This window comes from Gemmatimonadaceae bacterium (assembly GCA_016720905.1).
Taxonomy (GTDB): Bacteria; Gemmatimonadota; Gemmatimonadetes; order Gemmatimonadales; family Gemmatimonadaceae; genus Gemmatimonas.
In genome coordinates, this window is record JADKJT010000009.1 from 161,987 (window position 1) to 185,667 (window position 23,681).

The 23,681-nt window shown below is 64.5% G+C and carries 16 protein-coding genes; 11 read left to right on the forward strand and 5 right to left on the reverse strand.

Annotated features, from left to right (window positions below):
* The first annotated feature begins 93 nt into the window (after window positions 1-93).
* From IPP90_10315 to IPP90_10335, 5 genes are all read left to right on the forward strand, one after another.
* Window positions 94-2,637, forward strand: coding sequence for a carbohydrate binding family 9 domain-containing protein (locus IPP90_10315; GenBank protein ID MBL0171110.1), 2,544 nt, complete (start codon window positions 94-96; stop codon window positions 2,635-2,637).
* 117 nt (window positions 2,638-2,754) lie between these two features.
* Complete coding sequence (locus IPP90_10320; GenBank protein MBL0171111.1) at window positions 2,755-3,303, forward strand: VOC family protein; 549 nt, start codon at window positions 2,755-2,757, stop codon at window positions 3,301-3,303.
* Between the two features lie 79 nt (window positions 3,304-3,382).
* Window positions 3,383-4,660, forward strand: coding sequence for a beta-lactamase family protein (locus IPP90_10325; GenBank protein MBL0171112.1), 1,278 nt, complete (start codon window positions 3,383-3,385; stop codon window positions 4,658-4,660).
* A complete protein-coding gene (locus IPP90_10330; GenBank protein ID MBL0171113.1) occupies window positions 4,660-5,640 on the forward strand; it encodes a hypothetical protein in 981 nt (326 codons plus the stop codon). Before IPP90_10325 ends, IPP90_10330 begins: the two co-directional genes overlap by 1 nt.
* A 1-nt stretch (window position 5,641) precedes the next feature.
* The gene (locus IPP90_10335) at window positions 5,642-7,942 is read left to right on the forward strand and encodes a penicillin acylase family protein (protein ID MBL0171114.1); all 2,301 of its coding nucleotides are present in this window, start codon (window positions 5,642-5,644) and stop codon (window positions 7,940-7,942) included.
* A gap of 38 nt (window positions 7,943-7,980) precedes the next feature.
* On the opposite strand, the gene IPP90_10340 is transcribed toward IPP90_10335, so the two are convergent.
* The 4 genes from IPP90_10340 to IPP90_10355 all read right to left on the reverse strand — a co-directional run bounded on the left by IPP90_10340 (window position 7,981) and on the right by IPP90_10355 (window position 16,477).
* Window positions 7,981-10,818, reverse strand: coding sequence for a DEAD/DEAH box helicase (locus IPP90_10340; GenBank protein ID MBL0171115.1), 2,838 nt, complete (start codon window positions 10,816-10,818; stop codon window positions 7,981-7,983).
* Between the two features lie 187 nt (window positions 10,819-11,005).
* On the reverse strand, window positions 11,006-11,563 hold the full coding sequence (locus IPP90_10345; GenBank protein ID MBL0171116.1) for a DUF1572 family protein: 558 nt from the start codon (window positions 11,561-11,563) through the stop codon (window positions 11,006-11,008).
* An 8-nt stretch (window positions 11,564-11,571) separates the two neighbouring features.
* Window positions 11,572-14,493 carry a gamma-glutamyltransferase gene (locus IPP90_10350; protein MBL0171117.1) on the reverse strand — a complete coding sequence of 974 codons (2,922 nt, stop codon included), beginning with the start codon at window positions 14,491-14,493 and terminating at the stop codon, window positions 11,572-11,574.
* 91 nt (window positions 14,494-14,584) lie between these two features.
* Window positions 14,585-16,477, reverse strand: a complete 1,893-nt coding sequence (locus IPP90_10355) for a peptidylprolyl isomerase (GenBank protein MBL0171118.1) — start codon at window positions 16,475-16,477, stop codon at window positions 14,585-14,587.
* A gap of 125 nt (window positions 16,478-16,602) precedes the next feature.
* On the opposite strand from IPP90_10355, the gene IPP90_10360 reads away from it, so the two are divergent.
* Entirely contained in the window at window positions 16,603-18,462 is a 1,860-nt protein-coding gene (locus tag IPP90_10360; GenBank protein ID MBL0171119.1) for a M28 family peptidase, read from the forward strand.
* Window positions 18,463-18,576: 114 nt separating this feature from the next.
* On the opposite strand, the gene IPP90_10365 is transcribed toward IPP90_10360, so the two are convergent.
* The gene (locus IPP90_10365) at window positions 18,577-19,338 is read right to left on the reverse strand and encodes an acyloxyacyl hydrolase (protein ID MBL0171120.1); all 762 of its coding nucleotides are present in this window, start codon (window positions 19,336-19,338) and stop codon (window positions 18,577-18,579) included.
* A 141-nt stretch (window positions 19,339-19,479) separates the two neighbouring features.
* Between IPP90_10365 and IPP90_10370 the strand changes: the two genes are divergently transcribed.
* The 5 genes from IPP90_10370 to IPP90_10390 all read left to right on the forward strand — a co-directional run bounded on the left by IPP90_10370 (window position 19,480) and on the right by IPP90_10390 (window position 23,680).
* Entirely contained in the window at window positions 19,480-19,944 is a 465-nt protein-coding gene (locus IPP90_10370; GenBank protein MBL0171121.1) for a hypothetical protein, read from the forward strand.
* Window positions 19,945-20,093: 149 nt separating this feature from the next.
* Entirely contained in the window at window positions 20,094-21,227 is a 1,134-nt protein-coding gene (locus IPP90_10375; GenBank protein ID MBL0171122.1) for a hypothetical protein, read from the forward strand.
* 231 nt (window positions 21,228-21,458) lie between these two features.
* Complete coding sequence (locus IPP90_10380; GenBank protein ID MBL0171123.1) at window positions 21,459-22,319, forward strand: hypothetical protein; 861 nt, start codon at window positions 21,459-21,461, stop codon at window positions 22,317-22,319.
* A 7-nt stretch (window positions 22,320-22,326) separates the two neighbouring features.
* Entirely contained in the window at window positions 22,327-22,812 is a 486-nt protein-coding gene (locus IPP90_10385) for a GNAT family N-acetyltransferase (GenBank protein MBL0171124.1), read from the forward strand.
* A 4-nt stretch (window positions 22,813-22,816) separates the two neighbouring features.
* Window positions 22,817-23,680 carry a sugar phosphate isomerase/epimerase gene (locus IPP90_10390; GenBank protein MBL0171125.1) on the forward strand — a complete coding sequence of 288 codons (864 nt, stop codon included), beginning with the start codon at window positions 22,817-22,819 and terminating at the stop codon, window positions 23,678-23,680.
* Window position 23,681: the final 1 nt, after the last annotated feature.

A 23,681-nucleotide genomic window follows, 5' to 3' on the forward strand; every position in this document is an offset into this window, starting at 1 on the left:
GGCTGGTCGGTCGGTCCGCTATGCCGCGGACCGATCCCAACCCTTTCGGACGACAGGATGTCCAACGGGAGTCCCCAACTCCCGGAGTGTGGCGTGCTCGTTCCCCTGTACGCTGTGGTCGCCGCCCTGCAGGCGACGCAACCGTCTGCGCCTGCCGTGCCGCTGTCGGCCGCGAGCGTTGCGGCGACTCGCGCCTTACAGGCGCCGAGTGTCAACGGACGCGATGACGACCCGGTGTGGCGCTCTGCGCCCAAGACCACGGGCTTTCGACAATTCGAGCCGCACGTCAACAGCGAGCCCACGTTTCGCACGGAATTCCAGGTCGCCTACGACGCGCGCAACTTCTATGTGTTCGTGCGTATGCACGACCCGCACCCCGACAGCATCATGCACGCCCTCTCGCGACGCGACGTGCGCGGTCCATCCGACCAGATTAAGCTGTTGATCGATTCGTACGATGATAAGCGCTCGGGCTACGAACTGGCAGTGAATCCGGATGGTGTCAAGCGCGACTACTCGATCAGCAATGATGGCAACGAGGACGAATCGTGGAACGGCGTCTGGGACGTGGCCACCACGGTCGACGCGGAAGGATGGACGGCGGAATTCCGGGTTCCCCTGTCGCAACTGCGATACGCCGGAACCGCCGATCACACATTCGGATTTGGCATCTGGCGTGACATCGAGCGCCTGAACGAACGGGAGGCGTGGCCGGAATACTCCCCGACGCGCAATGGACTGGCGTCGCAGCTTGGTCGGCTGACCGGATTGGCCGGCATCTCCAGCGCCCGGCATGCCGAACTCACGCCGTATGCAGTGACCAAGAACCAGCAACGCGTGTTGCCCAACGCCCAATTCAATCGCGACCAGCAGTTGACGGTTGGCGCCGACATCAAAGTGGGTATCACACCCAACGTCACACTCGATGCAACGGTGAACCCCGACTTCGGTCAGGTGGAGGCCGATCCCGCCGTCCTCAATCTCACGGCCTTCGAGACGTTTGTTGCCGAGCAGCGGCCGTTCTTTGTCGAGGGAACCGGGCTATATCAGTTCCAGCTCAACTGCTATATCGTGGTGGATTGCCAGACCAACGAGGGGTTGTTCTACTCACGTCGTATCGGGCGGTCGCCCTCGCTGCGCGGCGTGTATGGCGACGCCCGAACGGCCAATTCCACGCCGATCGCCACGGCGGGCAAGCTCACGGGTCGCACGCAATCCGGCCTGTCGTTTGGCGCGCTTGAGGCGTTGACGCCGCGTGTCGCGGGTCCCAACGCGCGAACCGTCGAACCGGCCACCAGCTACTCCGTGCTGCGCGTACAACAGGATCTGCGCGGGGGCGAGACAGGACTCAGCCTTATCGCCACCGCGGTCGATCGATCCCTTGACACACTCAGTGCGCCCTTCCTGCATCGCGCGGCGTACGTGACCGGAGCGAGTTTCCGAAACCGCTTTCACAAACAGCAGTACGAACTGGTTGGCCAGGTGGCGATGTCGCAGGTGAAGGGCTCCCCACTGGCCATCGCGCGCACGCAGCGCAGTCCGGTGCATTACTACCAGCAACCGGGCGACGACGCGACCGTCGATACCACGCGTCAGACGCTTTCCGGCCACGCCGAACAGCTCAAGTTCGGCAAGTACGGCGGGGGCATCACGCGATTCGAGACGAGTGTCGTGCGCCAATCGGCCGGGTTTGAGGTGAATGACCTGGGCTACCTGCGTCGAGCGGATGTTACGGATTGGAGCACGTGGGCCGCTCTCAGCTTTCGAAACGCCCGCGGTATCTACCGCTGGGCGCAGGCCAACGTGAATCACTGGGAGCGCTGGAATACCTCGGGCACGCGACTCGACGACGCCGTTAATGTCAACGGGCACATGGGGTTCAAGAACAACTGGAATGCCCATCTGGGCGGCACGCTGGGTGGCCTGCGCGCGGCGTATTGCGACCGCTGCACACGCGGCGGACCAACGCTGCGTTCATCGCGTGGCTTCTATCCCTGGGGCGGCATCAACTCCGACAGCCGACAGTCCGTGTCCGGCGGCGCCTTCGTGAACTTCTCATCCACCGACGAGGGGCATTCGCACGGCGCCTCCTGGAGTCCGTACATCAACCTGCGCATGTCCCCGCGGCTGCAGCTGAACGTGGGCACCGGATACTCCACCAATCACGACGATGCGCAGTGGTACGGGAACTTTGCCGACGGCGTCGGGGCGACGCACTATGCGTTCGCGCACCTGGACCAGCGCACGGTGTCGATGAACATGCGACTGAACTACACGGTGACGCCCGCCCTCTCCTTCGAGTTCTATGGACAGCCGTTTGTGGCCACCGGCGAGTACTCCAACGTGCGCGAAGTGAGCGGCACACCACACGCGAATTCGTATGGGGATCGTTTTCGGCCCTTTGCGGCGCCCGCTGGTGCGCCCACCGAGTTCCGGTACACACAGCTGCGAACCAATACGGTGGCGCGCTGGGAGTACCGCCCCGGCTCGACGCTGTTTGTCGTCTGGGCGCACGGCCGGGAAGACTTCGGCGATCAAAACCTGAATCATTCCTGGTCGCAGGACTACCGCGACCTGTTCCGCCTGCACCCGGACAACACGTTTCTCATCAAGGTGGCGTACTGGTTGAATCGGTAGGGCGGCTTGCCCGGGAGGGGGACACGTCGCACATTCGACGTTCCCCGCAGTGCGTTGAGTCCTGAGGAGCCACCGGTGAAGTGAGTCTCCCGTCTCCCGTCTCCCAGTCTGTACCTCATGACCATTCAGGTCCAAGGCGTCCACCACACCACCATTGTCGGGTCGAACAGGCAGAGTGCCATCGACTTCTGGCAGGGTGTGCTGGGGATGCCATTCATCCTTGAGCAGCCCAACCTCGGCAAGCCCGACGAGAATCACCTGTATTTCGACCCGGGTGATGGCCGACTGCTTACGGTGTTCACCAACGAATCGCATGCCAATGCCGGCCGCCATGCGCCGCGCGAGGTGGGGTGCGTCGAACATCTCGCGTTCAATGTCTCGCGCGCCACGTTCGCCATGGCCCCGGCCCGCCTCGAGGCACTGGGAATCGAGTTCATCCAGCGCGATCGCGGATTCATGGACTCGATCTATCTGCGCGACCCCAACGGGCTCAAGGTCGAACTGGCCTGCTACAAGTTTGAGGTGCCCGAGGGATTCCGAGCCGCGGATGTCCTCATGAGGGCGCAGCTCCTGCGCGTGGAACGCGGCGATCATCACATCGCCGAGGAACATCTGGCCGATGCGATCGCGTTGTTGCTGGGAACGCGCCAGCGGTTGTCAACCTAGGCACGCGGAGCACGCCGCTGGTGTCGCTGCGTGATTCACGCGGTGGCGCATCTCATCGAACATTTCTACTGCCTCGCTCATGCGCCGTCACGTCTTCGTACTCGCCTGCATAGCCCTGCTGCCTCAGATGTTGGCCGCTCAGGCAGAGCGGTCGTCGCCCGCCACGTCCGGCGGCAGCACGCTTGGCGCCACCGCCCCATCGTTCATTCCAGCCCGTGTCGAACGCATCGACCAATGGGTGGAGAGTTTGATTGCGGCAAAGAGAATTCCGGGCGCCGTGGTCATGCTGGTGCGCGACGGGCGTGTGGAATACCACAAGGCGTACGGCGTGCGTGACCTGGGCACCAAGACGCCCATGCGTACCGACGACATCTTTCGCATCGCCTCGCAAACGAAGGCCATCACGTCGCTGGCCATCATGATGCTGTGGGAAGAGGGCCGGCTGCAATTGGATGACCCCGTGGAGAAGTACATTCCGGCGTTTGCGAAACAGACGGTGCTCACCAAGTTCAACGCGGCCGATTCCAGCTATGAAGCGCGGCCCGCGCGTCGCAAGACCACCATTCGGCAACTGCTCACGCACACGTCGGGATTGGACTATGCCGACATTGGGAGCGACGAGTTCAAGGCCATCTACGCCAAGGCTGGCGTGACGGCCATGGGTCGCGAGTCCGATGTGCTTGAGGATCGCATCAACGTACTGGCCAAGTTGCCACTCAAGCAGGACCCGGCGGAACGCTTCACGTACAGCCTGTCGGTCGACGTGCTGGGCCGGGTGGTGGAAGTGTTGTCAGGCATGCCGTTGGATCGGTTCTTCCGCACACGGATACTTGATCCGTTGCGCATGCACGACACGTGGTTCGAGCTGCCGGCCGACAAGCGCAGTCGACTGGTGGCGCTGCACCAGCCAAACAAGGACGGCGTGCTGGAGGCGGCCCACCAGAAGCAGAGCGGTATGGATCCCGATTTTCCCATGCGGCGGGTGACCTACTTTTCCGGTGGCAGCGGCTTGTCGTCCACGACGGCCGACTACGCGCGCTTTCTGCAGCTGTTTCTGAACGGCGGCGAACTCGATGGCGTCCGTTTGCTCAGTCGCAAAACCGTGGAACTGATGCTCACCAACCAGGTTGGCGCGCTGCAGCCGGCCTTTGGTCTCGGATTCGCCCTGGAAACACCAGAGATCGACTTCCGTTCGCCGGTGAGCGTGGGGACGTTCTCCTGGGGGGGCGCGTTCAAGACCACCTACTGGGCCGACCCGAAGGAGCGATTGATCGGTTTGATCTTCACGAACATGTATGGCACCGATGTGGATGTGGGCGAGCCGTTCAAAGTACTGGTGTACGGCGCCATGCGATGATGTCAGGGCCTGCAACCAACCCGCAGGAGGAGAAAGGCGACCTCGGCTTGGGGCGCGTCGTCTCCAACACGCGCGGGCGGCGACTGCTCAATCCCGACGGTTCGTTCAATGTCGTACGCGAAGGACTGCCCTGGTCGCAAGCCGGCAGCGTGTACCACGATGCGCTCACCACCACCTGGCCGAAGTTCCTCGCGTGGACCGCGGTCGTCTATCTCGGCATCAACCTGTTCTTCGCCGTCTGTTTTCTGGTGTTGGGGCCCGACGTGTTGTCTGGAGCCGGGGTCGCTGCACTCGGAGGTCGGTTCTGGCAGGCGTTCTTCTTCAGCGTGCAGACGTTCGCCACCATCGGGTATGGCTCCATCATTGCCAATGGCGTGGCGGGCAACATGGTGGTGACTATCGAAGCATTGATCGGCCTGCTGGCGCAAGCGTTGATCACCGGCCTGCTGTTCGCCCGCTTTGCGCGGCCCACCATGTCGCTGCAGTTCAGCTCCATGGCGCTTGTAGCGCCGTACAACACTGGACGCGCGCTCATGTTCCGCGTCGCCAACAAGCGCCGCAACGAACTCATCGAGATGGAAGCGCAGGTCAGCTTCTCGATCCTCGAGGAAGGCATTGCGGGCCTGGGACGTCGTTATCATCAACTCAGCCTTGAACGTCGCACGGTCAATTTCTTCCCCTTGGCCTGGACCCTCGTGCACCCGATTACCCCTGAGAGCCCGCTGTGGAATCTCACCGAACGGGCGCTTGAGGAGCGGGAAGTCGAGGTCATGGTGCTGATGCAGGGCACCGACGATACGTTCGCCACGCGGGTGTCCACGCGTCGCTCGTATCGCAGCGAAGACATCGTGTGGGGGGCCAAATTCGCCAGCGTCTTCAACCAGACGCGTGCCGATGGACGCGTGGCGATGGACTTGATGAAACTTGATTTGTTCGAGCCGGCGGAAATGCCGGAGGCACTTTCGTCAACGGGGAGTTGAGATGGCCGTATCCGACGCGAAGACTAACTGCGGTACTCGCCGTTCGGCGCTGCTCGTCGCAGCGCTGTGCGCGGTCGCCTCCAGCAGTGCCGGGGCGCAAAAGACTCCGCGCTACCAGGCCGATATCCGCTGGACCAGCTACGGCATCCCGCACGTCAAGGCCAACGACTGGGGCAGCCTCGGCTACGGGTTCGCCTACGCCACCGCCACCGACGCGGTCTGCACCATCGCCCGCGATGTGGTCATGGTGAATGGCGAACTGTCGCGTCACTTCGGCGCCGCCGAGGGCAATCGCGAGAGTGATGTATTCCATCGCGCCGTGCTTGATGCCGCCACCGTGAAGTCATACGGCACACGCCAGACCGTCAACAGCAACCGTTTCGACGCCGGCTATGTGGCGGGTTACAACCGGTTCTTGCGCGATCATCGGGGCGACCTGCCCAAGGAATGCGCGAACAGCGCGTGGGTGCGGCCACTCACCAGCGCCGACCTGACTCGCCTCATCATCGGCGTCGGGATTCGCTACGGGCTGGGTCGCTACCAGAAGGAAATGGCGAACGCGGCGCCTCCCGGGCAAAAGGTGGGAGATCTCTCCACCGACTTCGACATGCCGGACGGCATTGGCAGTAACGCGGTGGCGATGGGCAAGGCCGTCACGGCGTCGGGCCGAGGACTGCTGCTGGGCAATCCGCACTATCCGTGGCAGGGCTCCTCGCGCTTTCACATGATCCACACCACGATCCCGGGTGAGCTCGACGTGATGGGCGTGAGTTTGTATACCACCAGTCGCGTCGCCATCGGGTTCAACAAGGACGTGGCGTGGAGTCACACCGTGTCCACCGGCATGCGCTCGACGCTGTACGCACTCGACCTCAATCCGGCCGACGCCACACAGTACAAGTTCGGCGACACCTGGCGCAGCATGACGCCGGTCACCGTGCAGGTGCCCGTCAAGGAAGACGGTGGGGCAGTCAGCGCCGAGGCGAAGACGGTCTACCTCACGCACTACGGACCGGTGGTGGTATCCGATCAATTGCCGTGGACGGCCGCCAGAGCCTACGCCATTCGCGACGTGAATCTGACGAACGACCGCAATGCCATCACGTACGATGCGCTCAACAAGGCGCGCTCTATCGATGACGTGGAGGCGGCGATCAGCCTGCAGGGCGTGTCGTGGACCAATACCATTGCGGCCGACCGGAACGGCACGGCGTTCTATGCCGACCTGAGTGTGGTGCCCAATGTCGACGCCGCGCTGATTGACCGCTGCCGCGTGAAGCCTGCGGGCGTGCCGGCACAGGTGATTGTGCTCAACGGCACCGACCCCACGTGCGAATGGAAGACCGACGCGCGCGCGTCTGTTGTCGGGGCGATGCCCGCGCAGTCCATGCCTCGCTTGCGACGTGACGATGTGGTGTCCAACGCCAATGACAGCTACTGGCTGTCGAATCCGCTGTTGCCGCTGGAAGGGTTCTCACCCATCATCGGCGCCGAGCGCACGGCGCGCAGCCTGCGCACACGGGCCGGCATCTCGTTTATCGAGGAGGCCCTGAAGAGCGGTGCCAAGGCCACGCCCGAAACGCTGGAGAAGATGCTGTTCAGTCACCGCAACTACGGCGCCGAGTTGCTGCTGGATGACCTGCTTACGCTGTGTTCGGCGTCCGTTGAACCGGTGGTGCTCTCCACGGGCGCCGTCGACATCACGCCGTCGTGTCGCGCGCTGTCGCAGTGGAACCGCAAGGAAACGGTGGACAGTCGCGGCGGCCACGTATGGCGAGAGTTCTGGCGGCTCGCGGCGCGCATTCCGGGGCTGTACCGCGTGCCATTCAATGCCGCCGATGCGGCCAACACGCCGCGAGGTCTGGCGGTCGAACAGCCAGGCGTGCGTGAAGGGTTGCGTCGGGCATTGGCGCAGACACAACAGCGACTGGCGCAATTCGGCATTCCGCTCGACGCGACATTGGGCAGCATTCAGTATGAGATGCGCAACGGCGAGCGCATTCCCATTCCCGGTGGGGATGGCGCGACGGGCATGTGGAGCGTGATCACCACGGAGCTCAAGAAGGACGGCTACACGCCCATTGTGCACGGCAACAGCTACATCCAGGTCGTGGGATGGAATGCCGATGGCACGGTCGACCCACACGGCATCCTTACGTATTCGCAGTCGGACAACCCGGCTTCGCCGTATTACGCCGATCAGACACGACTGTACTCGCAGGGCCAGTGGTTGCACCTGCCGTTCTACGAGAAGGATATTCTGGCCGACAAAAACCTGAGGACGCTGCGGCTCAGGCAGTAGTCGTCGTTGCTTGCGTAACGCGCGCGACCACCGCCGCGTTACGCCAGCAGCAGTTCCAGCTCCTCCCGCCCAATCGACGCCAGGACACCCTTGTCCGCCGTGAGAATGGCGTCGGCCAGGGCGCGCTTCGATTCCTGCAACTGCAGGATCTTCGCCTCGATGGTGTCGCGCGCGATGAGTCGCGTGGCAATCACGTGGCGTGACTGCCCAATGCGATGCGCCCGGTCGATGGCCTGTGCCTCCACCGCCGGATTCCACCACGGGTCCAGCAGGTACACATAGTCGGCCGCGGTAAGATTGAGCCCGTGTCCACCCGCCTTGAGACTGATCAGGAATACCGGGCAATCGGCATCGGTTTGAAACCGATTCACCCGCGCCTCGCGGTCGCGCGTCCGTCCGTCGAGATACTCGTACACGATGCCCTCGGCGTCCAGTCGTTGCCGCACCAGCGACAGGAACGACGTGAACTGCGAGAACACCAGCGACTTGTGCCCCTCGGCCGCAATCTCCTTGAGCGACGGGATGAGCGCATCCAGTTTGGCGCAGGGCACGGCCGCATGCCGCGCGTCCACCAGCGCCGTGTGACAGGCGGCTTGCCTGAGTCGTAGCAATGCCTCAAGAATGTGCATACGCGATTTCTGCATGCCATCACGTTCCACGCGCTCCAGCACGCTGCGCTGGAAATGCACGCGGATGTCTTCGTACACGCGCCGCTGCTCCGGCTCCATCTCCACTTCCAGCGTCTGCTCCACGCGTGCCGGCAGCTCCTTGGCCACGTCTTCCTTCTTGCGCCGCAGAATGATGGGACGCAGCGCCCGGGCCAGCAGCGAACGATCGGCGGATTGCGCGTCAATGGCGGCAGTCGACGAGGCGAACCGGCCCAGCGATGCGAACCGTGTGGACGCGCTCATCATGCCGGGGTTCAGGAACTCCAGCAGGCTCCACAACTCCTCGATGCGGTTCTCGATGGGCGTTCCGCTCAATGCCAGCCGGTGATTCGCGCGCAACAAGCGGCACGCCTTGGCCGTGGCCGTCCCGGCATTCTTGATGGCCTGGGCTTCATCCAGGATGGCGTAGTCGAACGTGATTTCCGTGAGCTCGCCGGCATCGCTGCGCAGCGTGCCGTAGGTGGTGATCACCACGTCCACCGAGGCCGGATCGATGGCGCCGATGCGACGCGACATGCCGCTGTGATCAAGCATGCGCAGCGCCGGCGCAAACCGTTCGGCCTCGCGCAACCAGTTGAACACCAACGAGCGCGGCACGACAATGATGGACGGCCCCACCCCCTCGATACGGCGCGCTTCCAGCAACGCCAGCACCTGGATGGTCTTGCCCAAGCCCATGTCGTCGGCCAGGCATCCGCCCAGTTCAAAACGGCGCAGGAAGTGCAGCCACCCCAGTCCTTCGCGCTGGTATTCGCGTAACGCCCCACGAAACGACGGCGGCGGATCAACCGGCGTGATGCGATTGAAGCCGGCCAATTCCGCGCGCGCCTGGGCGAATGTCTGATCGACATCGATGTCAGGAAGTGTGGCCAGCAGTGCGTCCAGCAGTGCCAACTGCGACTTCTTGAAGCGCGTGCGTCCTTCAAATGGCTCGCCATACTGCAGCAATGGTTCAAACTGATCGAGCCAGTCGTTGGGCATCAACCCCAGCGTGCCGTCTTCGAACTCGTACAGGTCCTCGCCACGTCGCCGAGCGGCCAGCAGTTCCGAGACGGGCACTTCGAGGTCGCCATAACTCACCAGCCCCGACACATCGAACCAGTCGATGCCGGACCGTACCATGGCCAGCACTTTGCTGGGCGCGCGATACGTGAGTCCGAACGCATGCACTTGCCAGCCTTCTCGCGCCAGTTCAAAGGCCATCTGCGACATCTTGGTGCGCGGCACGGTGAGTTGGCGTGCCCGCGTGAGGTGATTCCGTTCCTCACTGGAGCCCAGCACCCGAAGTCGCGACAAGGCCGCGTGTTCGGCGTCCCATCGCCGATGATGCACCACACCCAGCGACCGATCATACAGCATGGTGCTGGTGGAGACGGCGTTCACCCGCACCGCGCCATACAGAAACTCGAGTGTCAGCGGCGCCATCAGGTTGGGCTGCAACACCACGTCCTCGCCGCCAATGGAAACGACGGGCGTGGGGTCCACATGCGACTCCTCAACCGCGACGTCGCTGGGCAGCTGCAACTCCGGCAGCCGCGGCAGCGCATACAATCGATCGAGTAACTCCGTGGGATCGTTCCCCAGTGACAGCGACGGCGTGCTGCGCAAGTCGGCGATGATGGGGAACGTGCCGCCGTGATCGAGCACCGCCACGGTATTCCCGGCTATCAGAAAACCCGCCGAATGCACCAACCATGGCTCTGACAGGGGCAGTGTCGCTTGCGGGCGCACGAAATGACCGTCCAGCATGTATTCGCCGTTGTCGGCGTGAGACATGCGCAGTGCCAGGCGCCATGGGGCACCGCTGTCCATCTCCAGCGTGCGGCCATCCAGGTCAGGATTCTGACTGCGCGTGCGCAGCCGACCGGTATCGCAAATCTTGCGGAGCGTGGTGGAAAGTGCGCGCGCCCCGATGACGAATCCGGAGCCCGGCGCCTGGCCGTAGACGCTGGACCGGGCGGAGCCAAGCAGCATCTCGGAGATTTGTCGGTCGATGGGGTCGGGGGCGGCCAGCCAGACTGACGCGGCAAACGTAAACGGCGCCGTAGGACCCCAGTTCCCATCGCTATCGCATTCTTCCGTGCCCAATTCCAACACGAGACCGGCCGCCTGCGGGGTCGCATCGATATCGACGACGTACACCAGCCGATGATCGGCGGGCCAGACGGCCGTGTGGTGATCACGCACCACGGATTGAGAGCGCGACATCTAGCGCCCCGCGCCGATGGCCAACGACCCAGTGCGCCGCAGGAACGTCGGCGGGAGGACGCGGCTACGGATGCTGCGGCGGATCAACGGGCGTGGGGCACGGGGTGTGGCAGAAGGATCACCTACGCAGAGCGGACCCAGAAAGATGGGCCACTGCACACCGCGATCCAAGCGGCATGTGCGTCGACTAGTCGATGTCGTGCGCGCCGTCGGGGAGGAACAACGGTCGGGCCAGCCCGCCGGCGTCGTCGTAGAAGCGCACCGCGCCGGGCGAGAACGACTTGGCCAGCAGGATGATCTGGCCCGTATGACCCGAGAAGTGCTCCACCACGTGATAGACGGCCGCAAACACCGTGGTGTCGCGACCCTGGATGGTGCGGGGCTCACTCAGGGAGTCGGCGGTGAGGCGCGACAGCACCCCGTCGACTTCGTCCAAGGTGGCGCGAAGACCCGCCAGCAACGTCTCGCAACCGGCACCACCGCGGGTCGCGAACTCCACGTCGCGTCGGCGCACATCGGGCGCGCCACCGACACCGCACACAATCCACTGGCGGACGTTGCCGTTCAGATGCAGCACCAGATTGCCGGCGCTGTTCGCGCCGTCATTGGCGCGCCACCACAGCTGCTCGGGCGGAATCGTGCGCAGCGCGGCCGCGATCTTGGCCGGATACTCGACGCACAGGTAGTGTCGCGAGCGCTCGAGGAAGCGCGTGGCGAGGTCGAAGGACATATCGGTGTTGTCCACTGTGTGGCCTACTTGATGGCGCCCGCTGCGCCGGCCCGCCGCGGATCGGCACCGGCCGTCACGATTTTCCCGTCCACGCGCACCGCCGCGCCATACCCTTCACGCACTTCACCGCGCAGCGAGACGAAACTCAACCCGTACCCCAGTGTGCGCAGTCGCGCAATCACGTCGGGCGCGAACCCGTCTTCCAGCTGAATGCTGTACGGTGTGGGCGTGGTGGGTGCACCGCCGCCGCCGCCACGACCACCGCCCGGCGCCCCGCCGCCGCCGGGCAGGAATCGCGGCAGTTCCAGCGCCTGTTGCGGACTGAGGTTGTAATCCAGCACACCCAGCAGCGACTGGTACACCGCGCTGGTAATCCAGGCGTTGCCGGCGGCACTCACGGCTACAAATGGCTTGCCGTTCTTGAAGGCAATGGTGGGGGCAATGGTGCTGCCGTGACGCGAGAATGGCAGACGCGCCCCGTACTGCGTGGGATCGGTGCCGTACGACGTGAGCTTGTCGTTGCTGAGAAATCCCAACCCCGGCGTCACGTAGAAATTCCCACCCCACGTGCCGAGTGTCTGGGTCACCGCCACCATGTTGCCATCGTTGTCGGCCACGGTGAAGGCCGTGGTCCCCGCCGCGTGGCATACCGTCATCTCCGCCGCATGCCCCTCGCCGCAAGGCGAGTCTTCAGTCTCCCGTCTCGCGTCAGTCGTCTCCCGTCTCCCATCTCCCGTCTCCCGTCTCTCCTTCAAACACCCCAGCGTATCCCCGCGCACACTCTCCGGCGTCAGTGCCCGGTCAGGGTTGTAGCACCCCCACCGCACCCGCGCCGTGTCCTTGTTGATGATGGGCGCCACGTCTGTCGGCCACATGGCCGGATCGGCAATGCGATTGCGCGAGCTGGGCACCAGAAACCACGCCGAGAGCGCCGCGTGCATGGACGCGGCATTGTCGCGATACGACGTGGGCGCCGGATACTGCTCCAGCAGGTTGAGTCGTGCGACAAGCTCCGCACCACCACTCACCGGCGGCGCGCCCGAGTAAATGGTGTAGTGGCGATAAGTGCCACTCACCGGTTCACGCTCTGGTGCGAAGTAGCGCGCCAGATCGCTCAGCTTCATGGCGTTGCCCTTGGCGTGCAAATCGTTCACCCACTTGGCCGCGACCTCCCCCTTGTAGAATCCGTCGGCGCCGTTCTTGGCAATCTGCTCCAGCACCCATGCCAGGTCGGGATTCTTGAGTGTATCGCCCGCCTGCAATGGTTCACCATTGCGGAAGAACAGGGCGCGACTGCCTTCGTACTTGGCGAAATGCTCGCGCTCGGTGGCCAGCGTGGTGGCCAGCCCCTCGCTCACCACATATCCGTTCTTCGCGGCGCGAATGGCCGGCGCCACAATCTCGGCCCACGGCACCTTCTTGCTGCCATAGCGAAGCCACGCGGTATGCATGCCACTCACCGTGCCCGGCACGTTGGTGAGCACCGGTCCGTCGCTGGGATAGCGTCCATTCACCAGCAGCGAGGTGTTGCTCAACCCCGCATCTTCCGGCACGCGGCTCATGAATTCGAACAGCGTGGGTTTGGCCAATGTCTTGAGCGCAATGACCATCTCGCCGTAGCCGGCAATGCCGCTGGCATCCGGTTCCACCACGCCAAGGGCAAAGCTCACGGCCACGGCCGCATCAACCACATTACCGCCTTTGCGCAGTATCTCCAGCCCGGCTTCCGTGGCCACGGGGTGTGCGCTGGACACTGCCGCGCGCCCACTGGCGGGTTCCCGCAGTGTGGGTCGTGCCTTGAGCGCCTCATGGATGACCGCCTCCAGCGCGCTGTCGGTGCTTGCCGCCATGGCCCGCGGACGCAGGGACGTCTTGATGGACTCCCATTGTGCGCGCCGGGCGGTGGCATCGGCTTGCGAGAAGTACAATCGCGCCGATCGATCCCACACCCGGTCGAACGCCGCGGCGTTGCGGTCGGCGCGCGAATCGCCGCCGGCCAACCGTTGTACGCTGGTGATATTCGGTGCCACTGGCGCTGTGGCGAATGTTAGCCGTTCAGTCGCAGCACCGGCCGACGCGCGCACCACTGCGCTGCGGTCACTGCCGCGATCGGGGTCACCGTTGTATCCCACGTTGGTCTCTTCGAATGACGCAATGGCCACCGTCTTGTCATCCGGCGACCATGCGGTCTGGCCGCGCGCGGTGGACAGGAAGTTCGAGTAGCCGCCAATGCGGGGCACGATGAACACGCCGGTACGTGTCGATACGGCCAGGCGCTCGCGGTCCCAGGCCCACGACAGGTAATCCGCCGACGCGTCGACGGCCTGTGTCCATCGCTGCGACGCGGTCGCATTCGGCGCCATCGACCAGACGCTCAAGCGGCGCCCGGCTTCGTTCACGGTGAGGAACGCGAGGAACGTTCCCTTGGGTGAAAACTGCGGAGACCGCTCGGTGTCGCCACCGGTGGTTACACGCGCCGCCTTGCCGGCCGCATCCATAACCCACACGCGCGAGGCATTGCCGCTGCCTCGGAGAAACGCAATGCGCCCGTCGCCCGCGACGCTTGGGCTGGTTTCCTGCTGCGGTGTGCTGGTGAGCTGAGTGAGGACTCCGGCCGTGCCGTCAACATTCACCGCCACACGCCACAGGTCGTAGTTGCCCCCGCGGTCGGACGCAAACACAATGGCCAATCCATCAGGCGTCCACGCCGGATCGCGATCCCAAGCCGATCCACTGGTCAGCGCCACCAGGCGTGCGCCTGGCGTGCGCTGCAGCATGAGGTGTCCGTCCATACTCAGCGCCAGGCGTCCGTCCGGCGCATACGAGGGACTTCGCGCGCCCACCAGCGACGCCGTATCGGTTGCCGCCTGCGCCGACGTGACTGAGGGCGAACCAAACGCGAGAACGAAGGTGACGATGAACGCAGGCAGGGGAGCAGGACGCATCAATCAGTTCCAGGCAGGTCGGAGGGTGCTTCCGCAGTGTCGCAGCGACGAAAGATACGATTCGCGCCAAGGATGTCGCAGGAGAGCGTCATCAACGTCGCCGCACGATGGTCACCGATTCGATCACGTCGCCCTCCTGCACGCGATCCATCACCTCGAAGCCCTTGAGCATGGTGGCGAACACCGTGTAGTCGTGATCCAGCCGAAAATTGTCCACCAGGTTGATGAAGATCTGACCATCACCCGTGTCGCGGCCACGCGTCGAAATACCGAATGTGCCGCGGGCATGCCGCGCCATGCCGACTTCGTCGCGCATGAACGTGGGGGTCAGTCCATCGTATTCGTCGGCGCCGGGGCTGCCGCCCTGCAACACGAACACGGGGACAATGCGATGCCACGTGAGGCCGTTGAACGCGCCACGCTCGGCGAGCTGCACGAAGGTTGCCACCGTCACGGCGGCCTCGTCGGGCAACAGCGCAATGTCCACGGTTCCCAGATTTCTGAAACGCAATGTGGCCGTGGCGCCGCGCAGTGCATTGAGCGTGGCCGCCGACGGGAACGGTGCCGGGAGATAGCGTGTGGTGGCCGGCGTGGCGGCAAGGTGCGCGCGCTCGGTCATCACCTTGGCGGCCAGCGCCGCCACGTCGGGATCGATATCCCGTGTCAGTACCATCAGTCGAACCGCCGCCGCCGAGTCCGCGCCCTCCTGCAGTCGCTGCAGCAATGCGATGCGCGGGTCGCGGTTGGTGGCCACGCGCTGTGCCGATAATCGTAGCAACGCATCGACCATCGGTGTGGTATTCGCTCCCAGCGTCGGCGAGTTCTTGAAGTGCGCGGCGGCCGCCAACACGAGACCCGAGTGGGAACTCCTGAGGGCGCGTCGTGCGTCGTCGTCGGTGGAGAGCGCGGCGATGGCCACGTTGGGAGCCGTGTCGCGTGCCAATTGCGCGAGCGCGGTGGAGTGCTTGAGCGCCTTGGCGGCCGTCGCCGCGTAGGCGCGCGCTTGCCACTCGCGCGACGCGGCCACGCGTGCCAACCCGGCCTGCGCGCGCGACGTATCGACTTTGGTCATGGCCACGAGGGCCCGCGCGCGCACCCGCCAGTCTGCGCCGTTGCGCATCAGCGAATCGATGAGCGGGGCGGGGCACTTCTTTTCACCCAACAGGTCGATGGCCGTCAGTACCACATGCTGGCTTTCGTCACGCAACGCCGCACTCGCGCGTTCGCAGGTGCCCGCGACGCGCAGGGCCTGGTATCGCACCAGTGGTGACGGGTCGTCAATCCACTGTCGGGATGCCGCCACGGCCAAACGTCTCACTTGCGCACTGGTGTCGCGCAGTGCGAGTGCCATCGTGGTTGAATCGCGATCACCCGCAGCGGTGAGCGCCAGCAGCAGCAGCTGTCGAATCTCCGCCCCGCCGTTGTCGCGCAAAGCCACACGCAGCGCGGCCACCGTCTCGGGTGATGGACGCGATGATCGACCCGTACGTCGAATCAGCGATTCAAATCCGCGTGCCGCACCGGTGCGAGCCACCGCGTCGGTGTCACGCAATCCGTTGGTGAGCGCCCGCACCACTGCCGCCGACGGCGGCACGGCGGGCGTGCCGGGCTTGGCCGCGGGAGACCGACCGATCGTCTCGTACAACGTCGCGCGAACGGTGGCGTCGCGCTCACTGGTCAACAGGGCACTGAAGTCGAATGAGGCGCCGCTCTGCCCGAACGCGTTCAGTGCTTCCCGACGCACCGATGCCGCCGGCGAACGCAGCAAGCCGGAAATCCCGGATACCAGATCGGCGCGCTCGATGCGACCAAACGCCCTCGCCGCCAGTCGTTGCAGCACCGTGTCGCCACTGGCAACGGCGGCGTTCAGGACCGCCAATGATCGCGGGTCACCGCCACGCGCATGTTCGGCGGCCAACACCTGGTAGGCGGTAGGGACAGGAGGGGGAGTCGTTTGGAGCGCAAAGGCTACGAGCAGCCACATGTCTGATATCCTTGGAGGGAATGTTCGAAAGGCCAATATGGACTGGATCCGCGAACACAGACAGCCGTTCGTGCGTAGTTTGAGAGCGACCGCTCGTCCACCTCATTTCCCCACCTGGAGCACACATGCGAACCCTCGGGCTCGCCCGTCTTTCTATCGGCCTTTCGCTGTTCGCCGCGCCCGCTTTGTCCCACGCGCAGGCTGCTGCGAAGAGTGCCGGGAAGCTCAATCACTATGGCAATCCCGCCCGCGTCACGCCGGCCCCCACCAAGGCCGCCATCGACGTCCGCGACCTGCAGATCCGGCTGTATCAGTTTGCCGATGACTCCATGATGGGTCGGCAGGTTGGTCGGCTGGGCAACAAGAAGGGCACCGACTACATCGCCGCCGAAGTAAAGCGGCTTGGGCTGCTGCCGGCGGGCGACAACGGCACCTACTTCCAGGTGCTGCCGTATCACCTGAAGAAGTTCACCGACCATTCACGGGTGACGGTGGACGGCAATCCGCTCGCGTGGAACGTCGATGTGGTGGCCATCCCAGGCGCCCGAGCGCCGCGGGCGTTCGCCAATGCCGAAGTGATTTTTGGCGGCACCGCTGGCGACACCACGTCGCAGATTTCTGCGGCGCAGGCGGCCGGGAAGTTCGTGGTGTTGCTGCCGGCGGCGGGGAGCCGCGGCGCCGGTGGTCCGCAGGGTCCGCAGGCGTTTGGTGGTCCTGGTGGTCCTGGTGGCGGCCGGGGCGGACAGGCCCCCGCCCCCAATCGGTTCGCCGACGCGGCCGCGGTGGCCACGATCGACCTGGACAACCTGACCCCGGCGCAGCGGGTGGCGTTGAACGAGCCAACGGTTGCCTCGCAGGGTGCGGGTGGTCGCGGCGGACCTCCGGGTGGTGGGCGTGGCGGTGCCGCGCCGGCGCCGGTCGACTCCATTGCGTTGCTCAAGGCGCAGTTGGCCGCGCTGCAGCCACAGGCGGCGCTGCGCATCACCAAGGCGGCGGCGGCGCGCTTGTTCGCCCGTACGACCTTTGACGGTGTGGCTGTGGGGGCCAAAGGCGGCGTGGTGAACGCGTCACTCGACTATGTCGATCTCCCCACGGACTTCGGACGCAATGTCGTCGCCATCATCCCGGGCAGCGACCCGGTGCTGAAGAATCAGTATGTCGCCATTGGCGGACATAACGACCACGTCGGCATGACGGCCGCGCCGGTGGACAAGGATTCCCTCAAGGCGTTCAACGATCAGCGCATCCGCTGGCAGATCGCGAACAACATGGCGCAGCCGACCATCGAAGTGACGTCCAGGTTCCGCGTGAACATGGACAGCATTCGCAAGTTGTATCCGAAGCCGCGTCTCGACTCCATCAACAACGGTGCGGACGATGACGGCTCCGGGTCGATGGGTGTGCTGGAGATCGCCGAAGCGATTGCCAACATGAAGGTGAAGCCCAAGCGTTCGACGCTGTTCGTATGGCACACTGGCGAGGAAGCGGGCCTCGTGGGCTCGGCGTTCTTCACCGCCAACCCCACCGTTCCGCTCGACTCGGTGGTGGCGCAGATCAACATCGACATGATTGGTCGCGGACGGGCGGAAGACATCCCCGGCGGCAGCGACGACTATGTGGGCGTGGTGGGCTCGTTCTTCGACTCGAAGGACCTGGGCGAGACGGTGAAGGCGGTCAACGCCAAGCAGGCCAAGCCGCTCACGCTGGACTACAAGTTCGACAATCCCATCGAGTGGGCCGGGTACAACAACATCTACGGCCGCAGCGATCACTTCAATTACGCCAAAGCGGGCGTGCCGATTGCGTTCTTCTTCACGGGGCTGCACGGCGATTATCACCAGCGCAGCGACGAGCCCGAGTACATCGACTATCCGCACTACGCCAAGATTGCGAACTACATCAAGGATATCGTGGTGGAAGTGAGCAACGGGCCGCGGCCGCAGTTGAACGGGACCAAGCCGGCGAAGCCGAAGCCGATCGGATAGCGGTGGGGCAACGGCGGACGGTCTGGCGAATGAAGACGGCAGACTGGAGACGGGAGACGGGAGACATCCAGCCAATCGGATGTCTCCCGTCTTCCGTCTTACCGTCTCCCGTCTCTACCTGAACCGCGCCTTCGACACTCGCATGAACAGCACGTGCGAATTGAGCCCCGGATTCGCCGCACCGAAGCTCATGTTCGACAGATGATGCAGATTGTAGCCGGATGACACGGCATACCGCTGTGTTACTCGCCATTCCAGCGCCACCGACGTCGCGGCGGTGAAGTTCGCTTGGGTGGCTTTGCCGTACGGAATGACGGCCGAAAAAAAGGCGGCTCCTGCCGTCACGTTATACACCGCCGACAACCGCGACAGGAGCGGTCGCGACAGCTCTGCACCGAACGGCGCAATGCCTGCGCCGTAGGCGTCATGCAGCGTGTATCGCGCAAACCGAACGGGGTCGCGAAACGCGTCGGCGTTCTTGGTGGACGTGGGCAATCGATTGACCGGTGCGCCGACGCTGGCCGACATCACCGGCAGCATCTCCACCAGCCAGGTGAACTGAATGCCCTTGCGGACGAACAGGGACCGCGACAGCTGCACACCCATCAGTTGGAGCGCGGCTCCGGCAAACTTCTCGTTGTTCGACGCGGTGCGCATCGAGAAGGCCGAGCCGGCCCACGCGGTGTATCCCGTGATCAGCGGCCCGCCGCGAAACGGCAGTGGTAACGGCCCCGCATGCGGTGCGGTGCCAACCGCGCCCAGTGCGTTCGCACTATCAGGCGCTCCGGCACTCGCGCCCTGGGCCAGCGCCGCGAAGGGCGCGAATCCGAGCATGGCCATCGCCACTCCTTTCACACCGGCACGAAATCTTCGCATCACGCGCAACTGTCCCCCAACGTCCGTTTCCGGGAAGAAATCAAGAAACCGTACTCAGCACGTGGGGCAACCGCTTGTCCAGTGGCCTTCAGTGCCCCAGCTTCGATCGAGGAAGACTCCTTTGCCAGAGCACACACCAGAATGAACGATCCAACGCCCTCTCTACCCAACGATCAGTCCGCGCCACCGTCCGGCGACGACGTCCGGGCCACCGCCGACGATCTTGCCCGATTGGAGGCCGTTCGCCTCGACCTGCTTCGTGTCCACCGCGCCTTGTTGGCCGTGGAGCGGATACGGTACGAGAAGGCGCGGGGAACTATTGCCAACAACAGCGCCTTCCTGCAGCTGGTCATCGCCGACCCGTGGTTCGACTGGCTGCGTCCGATGGCCCAGTTGGTGCTGATGATCGACGAACGGACCGGCGACAAGAAGCAGGTGCTGGGCACCACCGAGGCGCGGTCGCTGTTGGACCGGGCCCGGTCACTGCTTCGGGCCGACGTCGACGGGGACGCGTTCCAGCGGCTCTTTTACGACGCCGTGCAGGCCTCCCCCGATCTGGCGGTGCTGGCGCGACAAGTGGCTCTGGGGCACAGTCGAGGGTCCTGAGGCGACGGGCGGACGAAATTTCGTCCCGATTTGCTGGACCGTGGACCCGTTTGATGTCATCGTTCAGTGGTTCGGAGTGTATTTCCCTATTGTGTCCCGGGTGTCGGTGCCGGTACCCGGCCTGAGCCTTCCTCAATAGTGCCTATCGGATGCACGCCGTAGCTCGACGCGCGGGATCCATAGTGCTGGCCGCGATGCTCATCGCCGGTCCGTTCACGTCGTGCGCCCTGCACGGGACATCGGCGGCCCCCCCACGCGAACCGCTATCGTCGTCGACATACCTGGCACAGTTCGATTCGCTCTGGGCGCGGTTTGACGCCCTGTATCCGTCGTTTGACTACAAGGGCGTGGACTGGAGTGCGCAGCGAGCGCTGTATCGTGGCCGCGCGCAACGCGCCCATTCTCAGGCGGAGTTCATCGCGCTGACCCGCGAAATGCTTGAGCCGCTGCGCGATCTGCACGTCTGGCTGGTGGATCCGCGAGGGCAGGCCGTGCCGACCTTCCGGCCGACGCACGTGGCGAACTTCGATGGCGCGCGGTGGCGACGCGCCTTGCGCGACGCTGGTTATGTGCAGCGCGCCAGCGATATCGGAGAAGCGAACGTTGGTGGCTACGGATATCTGTTCATCAGTGGCTGGTCGGGTTCGGTTGACGTCTCGGCGCTCGATCTGACCATGGCACGCGTGCGGGAGGCGCCAGGGCTGATTATCGACCTGCGGACAAACGGGGGAGGCAGCGACGCCACGGCGTTGGCGTTCGCGTCGCGGTTCACCACACGCAGTTTCGCCGCGTCGTATGTGCAAGTGCGCAATGGACCGCTGCACGACGACCTCGATGTCCCCACCGCGCGGGTGGTGTCGCCGCGAGGCCCGTGGCAATATCTGCGACCCGTGGTGGTCATTGCCGGTCGGGCGGGGTTCAGCGCCACGGAGAGTTTCGTCGCTGCCATGCGCACGTTGCCGAATGTCACGGTCATTGGCGACACGACCGGCGGCGCGTCGGGCAATCCGGCCACCTATCCGCTGGGCAACGGCTGGTCCTACACAGTGCCCCAATGGCTGGAGTTCGGTCCGGATCGCCAACCCATTGAGTGGCGCGGCGTGCCGCCGCATGTGGCCCTGACCTGGATGCCGTCGCTGTACGAGCGGGACCGCGATCCACTGATTGACGCCGCCGTCGGGTTGCTGGCTGAACGCAACGGGGTTTTCCGTATTGCGCCGACCAACGGCCCGGGCGGCTCGTTAAGCGACAGCGGAGCCACTGTCAGGTTGCCGCGGCACTGACTGACTTCTCGTGATGCTGTTCAAGGGCTGGTGGGGTGCCTCCATAACGCTGAGGGGTGGGAGCGGTGAGGGGCATGAGGGGCGAGCAGAAGAAGCGTCGAGCGTTAGAGGGGTCAGCCAGCGAGGGCAGAACTCAGTCCTACCCTCGCCGGCTCACCCCTCTAACGCTCGACGCTTCTTCTGCTCACCCTCATGCCCCTCACCGCTCCCACCCCTCCGCTAGATTGCGAGATGCAAATCGGTAGGCCATCTCGATCGACCTGGACGCGTCTGGCGATCACCGGCGCCGTCTTCGGCATTACGTCGTCGCTGTGCAGCACGCCGCTGCTGGCGCAGGGCACGGCGGTCAAGCGTCCCCCAGGCGCCCCCGACATCTCCAAGCTCCCCAAGTCGCCCAAAGTCCCGGAAACATTCGAAGGCTTGTTTGCCGAACGCGATGCGCGCGCCGAAGCGGCCCTTGGCTACCTCCGGTGTCTGCAGGGTACGGTGTCCGCGCTGCGGAGCGGTGCGTTGGGTCAGGTGCCCCGGGAATGGTCCATCACGTGCGTGGAGCAAGGGCGCGAATGGCGTGGCGTCTTCGGCAAACTCACCGACGGTGGCATCGACGTGCGCCTGCAGTATGCCTTTCGCGGCGCTGGCGGGGTGCTCACCACCGATCGCATCGACACGGCACGGGTGAACGGCACCGCGCGCGCCTTGCTACGCGGCTTGTCGGCCCCGTTTCCGGGAGCCGGTACCTACGAGTTCACGCCGGTACCGTTACCGCAGCCCACCTTTCTCGAAGTGTGGTTTCTTCCGCTCCCGGGCAGTCCGGCGCGTATCGTGGTTGGCGGTGACTCGCTCATCCAGATGACATCGGACGGAGGGCGCGAGTTGGGGCACAGCCGGAGCACGCCGCCGATGCGCATCGTCACCGGTCCCGTGTCCGGTGCAACGTGGAACCTGGAGAGTATCGAGGAGCGCATTCCGGCGGTGAGTGAGCTGATGGTCGCGCGGATGGCACTGGATGTCGTGCCAGAGGTGCGTGTGCGGTCGCGCCAATACGAGTCCGTGCTGACACGCAGCGGCCGGTGGACTCATCAGCGACGCTGAATCGTTCATGACGACGGCACTGCGGCCCGCGACGGAGGCTGACGTTCCACTGATCCGGGAACTCATTGAAGGGCTGGCCGACTTCGAGCGCCTGCGACACGAATGCCTGGCCACCGACGAGGCGCTGCGCGCGACGCTGTTTGGTGCGCGCCCGTATGCGGAGGTCGTGATCGCCGAGTGGCAGGGGGTGTCGGCCGGATTTGCGCTGTTCTTTCACAATTACTCGACCTTCCTTGCGCAACCGGGGATCTATCTGGAAGATCTGTTTGTGCGCCCGGAATTTCGGGGGCACGGCATCGGCACGGCGTTGCTGCAGCACTTGGCCACGTTGGCCGTTTCGCGGGGCTGCGGACGGCTGGAGTGGTCGGTGCTGGACTGGAACGAAGGGGCGATTCGCTTCTATCGTGCACTGGGTGCTCGACCGCAGGGTGACTGGACCACATACCGGGTGACCGGTGATGCGCTGACACGACTGGCTTCTTTGGAGGAATAGGCCCATGGAGACACACACGATTTCGCGTCGCAACGTCTTGCAGATGCTGGCGGCTGGAGTGGCCGGTGGCGCCCTGCTGCCGCGACTCGCCACGGCACGCGCAGGCACCGCTGACGAGGCGCGGCGCATTGAGCGCATCGGGTTGCAGTTGTACACGGTGCGGACTGCGATGACCAAGGATCTCGAAGGCACCATCGCCGCCGTGGCGGCGGCGGGCATTACCGAACTCGAATTCGCCGGCTACTACAACAAGCCGGCGACATGGTGGCGAGACCTGATGAAGTCGCATGGCATGACGTCGCCCTCGACGCATATCGGGTTGCCGAAAACCGACGCCGAGTGGGAGCCGCATTTCGCCATGGCGAATGGCATGGGGCATGACTGCGTGATCGTGCCGTCGTTTGGTTCGGAGTTCCGTGGTGAGGGCGGGTACAAACGACTGGCGGATCGGCTCAACAGCAGCGGGGAACTGGCGAAAAAGGCCGGCCTGCGGATGGGCTATCACAATCACGATGCCGAATTTGCGCCGCAGGCCGTCGGAACCAACGGCTTCGAGATCCTGGTGGCCAACACCGATCCCAAGTTGGTGGATTTCGAGCTCGATCTGTATTGGGCGGTGAAGGCGGGTCAGGATCCGCTCAAGCTCATCGCCGCGCACCCCAAACGCATCGCCTACTGCCATGTGAAGGATGCCGGCCCGGCGCCGGAACTGGCGATGATGGACGTCGGTGCCGGCACGATCGATTTCAAGACGATACTCAAGGCCGCGCGCAAGGTGGGACTCAAGCACTGGTACATCGAGCACGATGCGCCCAAGGACGCGTTGGCGTCGATCACAGCCAGCGCCGCGGCGTTGAAGAAGCTGTAGG